Here is a 12,993-nt window from a genome sequence, read left to right as displayed (position 1 = left end):
CTTTCAACGAACAAACTTGACCAAGAGCACTTAAAACGGAAAACACTCAGCCACTGACATCAAAGCTTGCCAATTGAATAAAATTTTACCCGACAAAGTTTGAGCCACATAACCACTAAAACTAGCGACAAAGAAAGATTCGAAGTGGCTGAGCACCAAACTAAAAAACGTACAGTCTTAAAGCAACCTAACGCCCTTGCTAAGCGGCAACCAACAATACCACAAAACTCAGACAAACCACCGTAAACACGATATCCAACTAGACACAAAACTGCCAGGCGTTGGTTGTCCGTCTTGAGCGGATGGTTAGGTATGCTCATTACAAACACTTTTGCTCGCTTAAGCTATAGGACTAAACCATGAAGCACCAAAGCCAACTGCACCGCAATCACTACTGAAGCTGAAAACAACCACGTCACCATTTTTGCGGTGGCTCACTGAAGCAAAAAAGCTAACCAAGTTGAGAGAACGAACTTTCAACGAACAAACTTGACCAAAAGCACTTAAAACGAAAAACACTCAGCCACTAACATCCAAGCTTGCCAGTTGAATGAAACTTTCACCTGAAAAAGTTCGAGCCACGTAGCCGCTCAAATTTGTGACGAATAAGACAATTGAAGTGGCTGATTGCAATACCACAAACCACACAAGCTTAAAGCAACCTAACGCCCTTGCTAAGCGGCGACCAACGATACCACAAAACTTAAACCAACCACCGTAAACACTAAACATAACCAGACAAAAAACCACCAAGCGTTGGTTGTCAGTCTTGAGCGGATGGTTAGGTATGCTCATTACGAACACTTTAGCTAGCTTGAGCTATAGGACTAACCCATGAAACACCAAAGCCAACTGCACCGCAATAACCACCGAAGCTGAATAACATCCACGTCACTATTTTTGCGGTGGTTCGCTAAAGCAAAAAAGCTAACCAAATTGAGATAACGAACTTTCAACGAACAAACTTGACCAAGAGCACTTAAAACGGAAAACACTCAGCCACTGACATCAAAGCTTGCCAATTGAATAAAACTTTTACCCGACAGAGTTTGAGCCACATGACCACTAAAACTAGCNCAGCCACTGACATCAAAGCTTGCCAATTGAATAAAACTTTTACCCGACAGAGTTTGAGCCACATGACCACTAAAACTAGCGACAAAGAAAGATTCGAAGTGGCTGAGTGCCCAACTAAAAAACGACCAAATCTAAAGCAACCTAACGCCCAATTAAGGGGTGAACAACGCCACCACCCAACCTAAAACATTGTGCCATAAACACTAAATTTGAAGTAGAAGCAAAAATACCGAGCGTTGTGAATCCCTCTTAAATTGCTTGTTATGTGTTTAGCTCTTAGCTTGTTCTGGAAGCTTTTCGTAGCTTGGTACATCGCACAATTTCATAGACCATTTAGCACTACTACCAACAAAGATTTTAGCAGTCGGCGGAATTGGAACTGGACTATCGAGGCTGCCTGCCGGAACCACTACGCTGTTAATACTTTCTGCAAACGTTGGGAGTGCAGACCCGCATTTTGAACAAAAGCTTTTTGCATGAAATGAATTTGGATGCCTATACGTTCTGACATCATTTTCACCGTATAACCAAGTTAAGGTGCCAGATTTAGCAAACAAATTTGCACCATGAGCCGAGCCTGTACCCTTTTGACAACGAGTACAATGACATAAAAAGAAAGACTGGAACTCACCTAAAAGCTCATACTTCACGCTACCACAAAGGCATGAACCTCGATATTTATTCGCCATAAAAGCCTCCTTACTTTCGATTACACATAACGCCCTTACTAAGCGGCTACCAACAATACCACAAAACCCAAACAAACCACCGTAAACACGATACCCAACTAGACACAAAACCGCCAAGCGTTGGTTGTCCGTCTTGAGTTGATTGTTAGGTATGCTCATTACGAGCATCTATGTTCGCTGAGCTATAGGACCAGCCCATGAAACACCGAAGCCAACTGCACCGCAATCACCACCGAAGCTGAATAACAACCACGTCGCCATTTTTGCGGTGTTTTACTGAAGCAAAAAAGCTAACCAAATTGAGATGGCGAACTTTCAACGAACAAACTTGACCAAAAGCACTTAAAAACAACAAACACTCAGTCACTAACATCAAAGCTGGACAGTTGAAGAAACCTTCACCTGAAAAAGTTCGAGCCACATTGCCGCTGAGATTCACTACAAATACGATTATTGAAGTGGCTGACTGCCAAACTAAAAAACCGTACAAACCCAAAGCAACCTAACGCCCTGCTAAGGGGTGAGCAACGCAATACCGAAGCCGCCGTAAACCACCTTAATCACTAAAATCAACGCATAGTAAAAATGCCACGCGTTGCGAATCCCTCTTGAGCAGCTTGTTAGTTTGCAAACCCAAAGCGTTGATTTTACGTTATTTTAAACTTTGTAAACAACAAACTTTATGTGTTTTGATGCACTTAAGTCAGGCGTAGTCTCAAAGCGGCTACTCAATGAAACCACGTGGAACAAACAACGCCGCAGAAAACGAACTTACAACACCAAAAAGCGCTTTTGGAAAACCAATCTCACAATGCGGACTTTCAACAACGCCGCTGAAACCACATGAACTTACAACACCATAGAAAACGCTATTTCAGCGAGTAGATCGGCTTTTGTACCAACAAACTCAAAGAGCAGAGTTTCAGCAAAAAAGTTCGACTCAGGTAAACCAAAAGTCGGCGCACCAAAGAGCAAATCAACCGTTGAAACGATGCCAATTTTGAATTTTCACCACGCTAGTTAACACTGAAATTGAACGCCGATATGACAATTTCAACTTTGAGCTTTTACCACTAGATCTTGCGATATAGCTGCGTTTTTTCTCTTGCAAACTAACGCCCAGTTAAGGGGTGAACAACGCCTCCACCCAAACCTAAAGCATTGTGCCATAAACACTAAATTTGAAGTAGAAGCAAAAATGCCGAGCGTTGTGAATCCCTCTTAAATTGCTTGTTATAAGCGTGTTTCGTTTTACCACGTTCTATCTAAATCTTCTGCGTATAAAGAAATAGCTCGTTGATACTCTTTAATTGCATCACTGTTCGTGGTTGATACTAAAAGACCGAGTAATAATGATGTTGCCTCTTTATGACGTCCTAAATTGTAAAGACACATGGCATAGAAAGGCTGAACTTCAATAGAACTAGGGTACTCTTCTAGAGTTTGCTCAAAATAGCTTAACGCCTCCGAATACATGCCAAGGCTTCGATAGGTACTCGCTAGCCCGAACAAAGCATCAAACCTTTCTACCGACGATAAGAGACCTGAAAGAGATGACAGATAATGAGTAATCGCTTCTTGCTCTTTACCTTCGTTGTCGTATGACCAAGCAATTTGCAAGTGAGCTTTAGCAGAATAAGTTTCATCGTTTAGCAGCGTTTTTAGCAAAGCTCTCGACTCTTGATACTTATCCTGTTTCCGCAATTCAATTGCTTGTTTGATGATGCTTTCCATAATTTTCCTCGAAGCTTATAACGCCGCGTTAATGGGCAGACAACGCTACCACATACTTAAACCATTGTAACAGCAACACTAATGCCAAAATGAGAGCCAAAACTGCCAAGCGTTGACTGTCCCTTTGAACGCTTTGTTATGCCACTAGCGGTCACTGATTGCGACTTTACTTGCTAGACCAATAAGTAAAACACCCGAAAATCCCTCCAGTGTTCGTGAATAACGCTGAGAATTTGGGCGACTAAAGACCCAACTCCCCACTGATGCATACAAAACATTACACACTGTAGCTAATACGCTGAATAGCAAACCAAGCACCAATAATTGCATTGAAGCCGAACCTGCTGAGGCATCAATAAACTGAGGAAGGAATGAAAGGAAGAATAGTGCTACCTTAGGGTTTAAAACACTAACGATAACACCTTGTAAAAATACATTTTTGTCGCTGTCAACGCTTTCACTTACCACTAATTTGCTATCCCCTCGCCACATAGAGAGTAACGACTGAACACCTAAATAGACTAGGTAAGCAGCACCTAGCCATTTTACTGCACTAAAAGCTACCGCAGAGCTGAGGATAATTGCTGATAAACCTAAAGATGCAGCTAATGTATGAACAAAGTAACCAACACCAAGCCCCATTGCAGCTTTAAACCCTGTAACCAGCTTACCTTTCATTGTGTTTGAAACAATGTAGATAACGTCTGGCCCCGGTATCATATTGATAGCCAAACAAGCGACTACAAATAATAGTAGTGAATTAAAATCCATTTCCTTTCCTCCATATTTGATTGCTGTGGCATAACGCCGCGTTAATGGGCAGACAACGCCACCACATACTTAAACCATTGTGACATAAACACTAATGCCAAACTGAGAGCCAAAACTACCAAGCGTTGACTGTCCCTTTGAACGCTTTGTTATGCGTAATTTTTGACGCACTTTGTCATTGCTGTTTCCGAGACTGAAAAACCGTCGATTCTATATTGATCTTTGAACTCTCCAACAACATTGAACCCTGCTTTTAGGTAGAGATTCTTTGCTGGAAAATTCTCTGATAATACGCAAAGATCCAGCCAGTCAATTTCAGCTTTTTCTTGACAGAAATTTATAACAGCATCAATGAGTCTTTGACCAAGACCTTGCTTCCGGCAAGAAACATNCTGATTTTCAAGATACGCAAAGAATGAATCTAAATCCGATTTTTCCGCTTCTACTACTTCCATCTAATACTCCGTACTCCATCGATTACGCATAACGCCCTTGCTAAGCGGCAACCAACCATACCACAAAACTCCAACAAACCACCGTAAACACTAAACATAACCAGACACAAAACCGCCAAGCGTTGGTTGTCCGTCTTGAGCTAATGGTTAGGTATGCTCATTACAAACGCTTTTGCTCGCTTAAGCTATAGGACTCACCCATGAAACACCAAAGCTAACTGCACCGCAATCCCCACCGAAGCTAAACAACAACCACGTCACTATTTTTGCGGTGGCTCACTGAAGCCCAAAAGCTAACCAAATTGAGAGAACGAACTTCCAATGAATAGACGTGGACAAGCGCACTTAAAAACAGAAAACACTCAATCACTAACGTCAAAACTTGCCAGTTGAATGAAACCTTCACCTGAAAAAGTTCGAGCCACATGACCACTGAAACTAGCGACAACAAAAGGATTCAAAGTGGCTAAACGCCAAACTAAAAAACCGTACAAGCCCAAGCAACCTAACGCCCTTGCTAAGCGGCTACCAACAATACCATAAAACTCAAACAAACCACCGTAAACACGATACCCAACTAGACACAAAACCGCCAAGCGTTGGTTGTCCGTCTTGAGCTGATTGTTAGGTATGCTCATTTTGAATGCCTTTGCTCGTTGGTGCTATAGGACTAAGCCACGAGACACCAAAGCCAACTGCACCGCAATTACCACCGAAACTGAATAGCANGCGTTGGTTGTCCGTCTTGAGCTGATTGTTAGGTATGCTCATTTTGAATGCCTTTGCTCGTTGGTGCTATAGGACTAAGCCACGAGACACCAAAGCCAACTGCACCGCAATTACCACCGAAACTGAATAGCAATCACATCACTTTTTTTGCGGTGGTTCACTGAAGCAAAAAACTAACCGGATGGAGATAGCTAACTTTCAACGAACAAGATTGGCCAAGAGCACTTAAAACCAGAAAACACTCAACCACTAACGTCAAAGCTTGCCAGTTAAAGAAACTTTCACCTGAAAATGTTCGAGCCACATGACCACTGACACTAGCGACAACAAAAGGATTCGAAGTGGCTGAGCGCTAAACTAAAAAGCCGTACAACCCCAAAGCAACCTAACGCCGCGTTAATGGGCAGACAACGCTACCGTAAACTAAGCCATTGTGACATAAACACTAATGCCAAACTGTGAACCAAAACTGCCAAGCGTTGACTGTCCAATTGAACGCTTGGTTATGTGCGTACTAACAACATGGGGACAAAACGAACCCCATTAAACTCAGCTTCATCACCTGTTTTATCAAAGCCATGCCCGTGGTAAAAATCCACTGCATTAACTGATGAACGCAAGCTGATTTCATTGGCATCACTTGATTCCAACAAGTGTTCAAGCAATTTACGGCCTAACCCCGTGCCTTGAGCCTGTTTTGACACGAAAAGGTGGGTGAGATAGTTACCGTCACGTAACGCAGCAAAGCCTAGCAAATTATCATTTGAGACCACCTTAATGGCCAAAAAGTTTTTGCCGCTAAACACGGTACGTAAATCTGGGACAATTCGTTCGTTAAACTGTTGCTTACCTTCTTCACTAAACAAAGGAAGAATATCTAAAGCTGAAACTTCAGAGACAAGATTCAGCACAGCATCGATGTCATCCACTGATACGTTTTGAATTAACATATTACCTCCGAGCACCATAACGCCCAATTAAGGGGTGAGCAACGCCACCACCCACACCTAAAGCATTGTGCCATAAACACTAAATTTGAAGTAGAAGCAAAAATGCCGAGCGTTGTGAATCCCTCTTAAATTGCTTGTTATGTTCGTAGCCATTTGTACATGACGTAGCTATCAACTAACCCTAAATGAGCATGCTTATATGCCTTGGGAATTGTACCTATGATTTGAAACCCTAGCTTCTCCCAAAGCTTCACCGCAACTTCATTGGTAGAGACCACGCTGTTAAATTGCATCGCATCAAAGCCAAGTCTTAGAGCTGTTTCCTGAGAATGTTCACACATAAGGCGTGCAATGCCCTTACCTCTAGCTTCGCTAGAAACCATGTATCCACAATTACATATATGGCTACTTGGCCCCATTGCATTTGGCTTGATGTAGTAAGAGCCCAGTACAACGTCATTTTCTACGAAAGCAAAAGCTTTCAGGGGAGATTCACACCATAAAGTGAAGGCTTGTTCTAGCGTCATATTTGGGTCAAAGGCATAAGTTTCTTGTGCCTGAATTACCGCTGAAAATGTCGGCCAAAACGACTCAAAATCGGCTTTTGTAATTTCCCTAATCATGAATTTCCTCCTAGAACATAACGCCCTTGCTAAGCGGCTACCAACAATACCACAAAGCTCAGACAAACCACCGTAAACACCAAACTCAACCAGAAACAAAACCGCCAGGCGTTGGTTGTCCGTCTTGAGCTAATGGTTAGGTATGCTCATTACGAATGTCTCTGTTCGCTGGGGCTATAAGACTAAACCATGAAACACAAAAGCTAACTGCACCGCAATAACCACCAAAGCCGAATAACAACCACGTCACTATTTTTGCGGTGGCGCACTGAAGCCAAAAAGCTAACCAAATTGAGAGAGCAAACTTCCAGTGAATAGGCTTGGACAAAAGCACTTAAAAACAGAAAACACTCAATCACTAACGTCAAAACTTGGCAGTTGAATGAAACCTTCACCTGAAAAAGTTCGAGCCACATGGCCACTGAAACTCACGACAAAGAAAGATTCGAAGTGGCTGAGCACCAAACTAAAAACCGTATGATCTTAAAGCAACCTAACGCCCTTGCTAAGCGGCTACCAACAATACCACAAGACTCAGACAAACCACCGTAAACACTAAACATAACCAGACACGAAACCGCCAAGCGTTGGTTGTCCGTCTTGAGCTGATTGTTAGGTATGCTCATTACGAATGTTTTTGCTCGCTTAAGCTATAGGGCTAACCCATGAAACACCAAAGCCAACTGCACCGCAATCACCACCCAAGCTGAATAGCTACCACATCACTATTTTTGCGGTGGTTCGCTGAAGCCAAAAAGCTAACCAAATTGAGATAACGAACTTTCAACGAACAAACTTGGTTAAAAGCACTTAAAACGGAAAACACTCAGCCACTAACGCCAAGTTTGCCGATTAAATGAATCTTTCACCTGAAAAAGTTAGAGCCACATGGCCGCTGAGATTCACTACAAATACGATTATTGAAGTGGCTGACTGCCAAACTAAAAAACCGTACAAACCCAAAGCAACCTAACGCCCTTGCTAAGCGGCTACCAACGATACCACAAAACTCATACAAACCACCGTAAACACTAAACATAACCAGACACAAAACCGCCAGGCGTTGGTTGTCCGTCTTGAGCTGATGGTTAGGTATGCTCATTACGAACGCTTTGCTCGCTGGAGCTATAAGACTAACCTATGAAACACCAAAGCTAACTGCACCGCAATAACCACCCAAGCTGAATAACAACCACATCACTATTTTTGCGGTGGTTCGCTGAAACAAAAAAAGCTAACCAAATTGAGATAACGAGCTTCCAATGAATAAACTTGGACAAGAGCACTTAAAACAGAAGACGCTCTGCCTACTCACACAAATGTTTGTCAATAGAAGGAAACCTTCACCTAAAAAAGTTCGAGCCACATGACCACTGACACTAGCGAAAACAATATTATTGAAGTGGCTGGACGCCAAACTACAAACCGTTCAAACCCAAAGCAACCTAACGCCTTGCTAAGGTGCGGCTAACTACCACGAAACCCAAGCAAAGCCACCGTATTCCCGAAAGCCAGCTAAACCAAAAATGCCAAAGGTTAGCCGTCACTCTTAAGCAATTTGTTATGTTTCTTTAGCTCACAAGCTAGTCACCGTATTTGCGAGTATGGACATAGTTCTTTTCGAATCCAAGTAATCCCCCTGTGATGTGAGATAACTTACACCTAAGCCAGAATTTAAGCGCAACTTGGTAAGGTAACCCGTTATTTGCAAAATACGTCCTTCCACAGACTAGTTGAACAACAAATGCAAAATTTTTGCTTTGGAAATTTTTGACGTAATAATCTCTTACTGATGCCTCATAAGCAGATCTTGCGCCCACTGAAACTGGAACATCAACATCCATCCCTTCACGAGCTGACGCAAAACCCTCAAGCCAATTGAATTCACCTTCTTCATTAACATAACCGAGAGCAGAGATGTCTATTGGAAATTTGCTATGGTTGATAATTGAAACATATGATTTGAATGAGTTGTCAACCCGCTTGAGGACAATACGAATAAGATAGACCTCTTTGATTGCTGCGAAATACAACGCAATTAACGATATAACCAATGAAATTACTGATACTGCCTCTGAAATGGTCACCTTTTTCTCCCAAAAAAACATAACGCCGCGTTAATGGGCAGACAACGCTACCACAAACTTAAACCATTGTGACATAAACACTAATGCCAAAATAAGAGCCAAAACTGCCAAGCGTTGACTGTCCCTTTGAACGCTTTGTTAGGCAAGTTTAACATCTACCTTTTTTCGCTTGTCCTGGAGGGCAAAACGTCCCATTAGAATCATTACTTTCCTTAGTGCCCACCTTCACTTCAACATCATCTATCTCTCCTTCCACACGAGTTAGTTGACAGCCGCTAAGGAGAAAAGCAACACATAAAATAAGAATAAAGGGGTTCATATGTTTCACCTTTTACGTTGTACACTCTATCAATAATAACAAAGCTCAGAAAATTGACTCAATGACGGTATGTTAAAGTTAAGACAGGTTTGTATTGAATAGATTAATCTGCTGAGTTTAAAGCTCAAGAATGCCAAAATCACATAACGCATTTATCACTACAGTGCCTAACGCCCTTGCTAAGCGGCTACCAACAATAACACAAAACTCAAACAAACCACCGTAAACACTGAGCACAACCAGATACAAAACCGCTAAGCGTTGGTTGTCCGTCTTGAGCTGATGGTTAGGTATGCTCATTACGAGCATCTATGTTCGCTTAAGCTATAGGACTCCCCCATGAAACACCAAGGCCAAGTGCACCGCAATCACCACCAAAGCTGGATATAACCACGTCACTGTTTTTTGCGGTGTCTCACTGAAGCAAAAAATCAACCGGATGGAGATAGCGAACTTTCAACGAAGAAACTTGACCAAGAGCACTTAAAGCAGAAAATCCTCAGCCACTAACGTCAAAGCTGGACAGTTGAAGAAACTTTCACCTGAAAATGTTCGAGCCACATGACCACTGACACTAGCGACACCAAAAGGATTCGAAGTGGCTGAGCGCTAAACTAAAAAGCCGTACAACCCCAAAGCAACCTAACGCCGCATTAAGGTGTGAGCGACGCTTGGCTATACTTGAGCGAAGCGAAACTGCCAAGCGTTGTGAATCACTCTTAAATGCTTTGTTATGTGAATTTTATTACGCGCCTAAAAGAGGTAAGTTTTTACGCTGCTGATAGGTTAAAGCCGACTCTAAACAGGACTTAATCACTCTTTCTGGTATCGGTTCCGATAAGGACAGAACTATTGCTCTATTTCCCTGAAACACCAGTTCTTCACCATACAATTCCCGAAATGTATCGACGAGCTTGGTTTGGCAATTAAAGAAAAGGTAATAGTTGTTAGGAGACTTGAGTTTCCAGTCCATTCTTAGCGGACTGCCTGTTTTTACACTGTAGCTTGGTTCACCCCATTTTAGAGTTTCTTCGACTTCACCAAGTTCCAACTCCGATGCTATTTGAAAGACTAGATTTCGTAGCTCCGCTAACCTAACACGAGCATTCTCTGGGTATTCATCGAAGCGATCTTTGACTACCTTGTTCATTGGAATCTCCTATTCACATAACGCCGCGTTAATGGGCAGGCAACGCTGCCACAAACTTAAACCATTGTGCCATAAACACAAAAACTAAACTGTAGTCAAAACTGCCAAGCGTTGACTGTCCGATTGAACGCCTTGTTAGGGCTTTACATGAAGTTTAAGGTCAATGTAATTTGTTGTAGCTGCGTGGCTACTTTATTACTCTTTGGCAAAGGAAATACTTCAACTCGTTTGACCGCAGCTTCACCTGCTTGGCACAGTTTTTCATGACCAGATGAGCTAAGCGACATAACTTTACCATGAGAGTTTAACGAAATCTGAAACTCACATTTTTGACCATTAACTTCATTGAGGTTACCCAATTGATTTTGAATTAGCTGAGTATAGATTTGACCATATGTTGCTAATTCAGAGCTCTGAGACTCATTTGTGTATCCTAAATGTGGAGTTGTTAGACCAATTAGTATCAAAACACTCCTCAAAATCGGCTTATTCATTTACATTCCTAATTACTGGGGATTGGCCCTAACGCCGCATTAAGGTGTGAGCAACGTGACCACTGAACCCAACCATACCACCGTAAACACTGAACTCAACGATGGAATGAAAAATGCCAGGCGTTGCGAATCACTCTTAAATGCTTTGTTATATTTATTTTGGGAAGCCTTCCACCTTAACTGCCTGCAACCCTGCTTTATGCCACTCAGCTTGCTCTGCAGTGAATATTTGAGCATCAAGAGTCTTTGACGGCTCCTCGTTTAACGAGCCAGCCGGAACAATTAGGAATTTTCGACTTTGAGTCAGAAATGGCAAACCTGAACCACAATCTATGCAAAATGCCTTAGAAAATGAACGTGTAGGATGATCATAGCGCTTTATTTTGTCTTCCCCTTTAGTCCATTCGATGTTTGAAGGAGAAGTAAACAAGTTCGATGCATGAGCCGAACCTGTGAGCTTTCGGCACTGCTCACAGTGACAAAAGAAGAACTTACCGAAGTCATCTTTAAGCTTAAAGGCTACACTTTCGCAGCAGCAACCACCTGTAATTTCTTTATTCATTTCAAACCTCCATGTTTGTTGATGTCGGATAAATATAACGCCCTTGCTAAGCGGCAACCAACAATACCACAAAACTCAAACCAACCACCGTAAACACTGAGCAAAACCAGATACAAAACCGCTAAGCGTTGGTTGTCCGTCTTGAGCGGATGGTTAGGTATGCTCATTACAAACGCTTTTTCTCNAAATTGAGATGACAAACTTCCAATGAATAGACTTGGATAAGAGCACTTAAAACGGAAAACACTCAGCCACTAACGCCAAGTTTGCCGATTAAATGAATCTTTCACCTGAAAAAGTTAGAGCCACATAGCTGCTGAAATTCGCGATAAACAAGATTATTGAAGTGGCTGATATCAAGACTAAAAAGCCGTACAAGCTTAAAGCAACCTAACGTCTTGTTAAGGTGTGAGGCACGCAATACCGAAGCTTACGCATACCACCTTAACCACTAAAACCAACGCATAGTAAAAATGCCACGCGTGCCGAATCACTCTTGAACAATTTGTTAGCCCTTTTTCAAAAGGTTAAGACTTGTATACGACAACCAAACCACCAAGATTGCCATTAAGTTTAGAGAAACTGTTACTTCATTAACATTCACACTTATCGGCACTTCAACTCCAAAAGAAAAGGCTAAGGAAAAGTTAGGTGTCTCTATGTCTATAATCTGAATTAAATAAAGAACGATCATTAACTTAAATACCCAAAGCTTCTTTTTAACAACCCGTAAAAACTAGACAAATTCAAACTTAGCATCACTAAAACAATTGCAAATGTGAGAAAAAGACTCGAAGAGCTCAATTGATTTACTTGGGCAAGCAAGGTAAATAATAGAAACAGAGTAACTGCAACAGATATACTCTGCAAAAACAGCAAGAACTTTGTTCTTTTTAAATGATTTTCAAACAATTTTTTATATTCTCCTTGAGGGCTAACGCCCTTGCTAAGCGGCAACCAACAATAACACAAAACTCAAACAAACCACCGTAAACACTAAACATAACCAGACACAAAACCGCCAAGCGTTGGTTGTCCGTCTTGAGCTGATTGTTAGGTATGCTCATTACGAACGTCTTTGCTCGCTGGAGCTATAGGACTAGACCATGAAACACCAARGCTAGCTGCACCGCAACAACCACCGAAACTGAATAGCAACCACGTCACTATTTTGGCAGTGGTTCAACACAAGCTTAAAGCAACCTAACGCCGCATTAAGGTGTGAGCAACGCTATCATTAAACCTAACCATACCACCGTAAACACAAAACCCAACGATGGAATAAAAAATACCAAGCGTTGGGAATCACTCTTAAATGCTTTGTTATGGCGAGACTATAAAGCGCCTCATTGA

18 protein-coding genes are annotated in these 12,993 nt (G+C 42.0%); all 18 read right to left on the bottom strand.

Annotation, left to right across the window (positions count from 1 at the left end):
- Positions 1-59 precede the first annotated feature (59 nt).
- A complete protein-coding gene (locus L1D23_RS21490; RefSeq protein ID WP_239871578.1) occupies positions 60-320 on the bottom strand; it encodes a hypothetical protein in 261 nt (86 codons plus the stop codon).
- A gap of 199 nt (positions 321-519) precedes the next feature.
- Positions 520-795, bottom strand: coding sequence for a hypothetical protein (locus tag L1D23_RS21485; protein WP_239871574.1), 276 nt, complete (start codon positions 793-795; stop codon positions 520-522).
- 551 nt (positions 796-1,346) lie between these two features.
- Complete coding sequence (locus L1D23_RS21480) at positions 1,347-1,925, bottom strand: GFA family protein (protein WP_239871571.1); 579 nt, start codon at positions 1,923-1,925, stop codon at positions 1,347-1,349.
- Positions 1,926-3,017: 1,092 nt separating this feature from the next.
- The gene (locus L1D23_RS21470) at positions 3,018-3,500 is read right to left on the bottom strand and encodes a tetratricopeptide repeat protein (protein ID WP_239871568.1); all 483 of its coding nucleotides are present in this window, start codon (positions 3,498-3,500) and stop codon (positions 3,018-3,020) included.
- A 144-nt stretch (positions 3,501-3,644) separates the two neighbouring features.
- Positions 3,645-4,271: a LysE family translocator gene (locus tag L1D23_RS21465; protein WP_239871564.1), complete on the bottom strand. Its 627-nt coding sequence runs from the start codon at positions 4,269-4,271 to the stop codon at positions 3,645-3,647.
- A 149-nt stretch (positions 4,272-4,420) separates the two neighbouring features.
- A complete protein-coding gene (locus L1D23_RS21460) occupies positions 4,421-4,726 on the bottom strand; it encodes an N-acetyltransferase (RefSeq protein WP_239871561.1) in 306 nt (101 codons plus the stop codon).
- Between the two features lie 362 nt (positions 4,727-5,088).
- A complete protein-coding gene (locus L1D23_RS21455; protein WP_239871558.1) occupies positions 5,089-5,364 on the bottom strand; it encodes a hypothetical protein in 276 nt (91 codons plus the stop codon).
- A 594-nt stretch (positions 5,365-5,958) separates the two neighbouring features.
- Positions 5,959-6,405 (bottom strand): GNAT family N-acetyltransferase, encoded by a 447-nt coding sequence (locus L1D23_RS21450; protein ID WP_239871555.1) that lies wholly within the window; start codon positions 6,403-6,405, stop codon positions 5,959-5,961.
- A 137-nt stretch (positions 6,406-6,542) separates the two neighbouring features.
- On the bottom strand, positions 6,543-7,028 hold the full coding sequence (locus L1D23_RS21445; protein WP_239871552.1) for a GNAT family N-acetyltransferase: 486 nt from the start codon (positions 7,026-7,028) through the stop codon (positions 6,543-6,545).
- 428 nt (positions 7,029-7,456) lie between these two features.
- A complete protein-coding gene (locus tag L1D23_RS21435; protein ID WP_239871549.1) occupies positions 7,457-7,654 on the bottom strand; it encodes a hypothetical protein in 198 nt (65 codons plus the stop codon).
- 239 nt (positions 7,655-7,893) lie between these two features.
- Entirely contained in the window at positions 7,894-8,130 is a 237-nt protein-coding gene (locus tag L1D23_RS22315) for a hypothetical protein (protein WP_345779114.1), read from the bottom strand.
- Between the two features lie 481 nt (positions 8,131-8,611).
- Complete coding sequence (locus L1D23_RS21425) at positions 8,612-9,115, bottom strand: hypothetical protein (protein WP_239871547.1); 504 nt, start codon at positions 9,113-9,115, stop codon at positions 8,612-8,614.
- 436 nt (positions 9,116-9,551) lie between these two features.
- Positions 9,552-9,734, bottom strand: coding sequence for a hypothetical protein (locus L1D23_RS21420; RefSeq protein ID WP_239871544.1), 183 nt, complete (start codon positions 9,732-9,734; stop codon positions 9,552-9,554).
- A gap of 445 nt (positions 9,735-10,179) precedes the next feature.
- Positions 10,180-10,584 (bottom strand): DUF1801 domain-containing protein, encoded by a 405-nt coding sequence (locus L1D23_RS21415; RefSeq protein ID WP_239871541.1) that lies wholly within the window; start codon positions 10,582-10,584, stop codon positions 10,180-10,182.
- A gap of 143 nt (positions 10,585-10,727) precedes the next feature.
- Positions 10,728-11,078, bottom strand: coding sequence for a cell envelope integrity protein TolA (gene tolA, locus L1D23_RS21410; RefSeq protein WP_239871538.1), 351 nt, complete (start codon positions 11,076-11,078; stop codon positions 10,728-10,730).
- Positions 11,079-11,232: 154 nt separating this feature from the next.
- Positions 11,233-11,640, bottom strand: coding sequence for a GFA family protein (locus L1D23_RS21405; protein ID WP_239871535.1), 408 nt, complete (start codon positions 11,638-11,640; stop codon positions 11,233-11,235).
- Complete coding sequence (locus L1D23_RS21400; RefSeq protein WP_239871533.1) at positions 11,637-11,807, bottom strand: hypothetical protein; 171 nt, start codon at positions 11,805-11,807, stop codon at positions 11,637-11,639. Before L1D23_RS21400 ends, L1D23_RS21405 begins: the two co-directional genes overlap by 4 nt.
- Positions 11,808-12,533: 726 nt before the next feature.
- Positions 12,534-12,707 carry a hypothetical protein gene (locus L1D23_RS21390; protein ID WP_239871530.1) on the bottom strand — a complete coding sequence of 58 codons (174 nt, stop codon included), beginning with the start codon at positions 12,705-12,707 and terminating at the stop codon, positions 12,534-12,536.
- Between the last annotated feature and the right edge of the window lie 286 nt (positions 12,708-12,993).

It is taken from the genome of Vibrio sp. Isolate24 (assembly GCF_022398215.1).
In the GTDB taxonomy this organism is placed as follows: domain Bacteria; phylum Pseudomonadota; class Gammaproteobacteria; order Enterobacterales; family Vibrionaceae; genus Vibrio; species Vibrio coralliilyticus_A.
The sequence above is the reverse complement of the archived record's forward strand: the minus strand, read 5'-3'. Positions and strand labels throughout refer to the sequence as shown.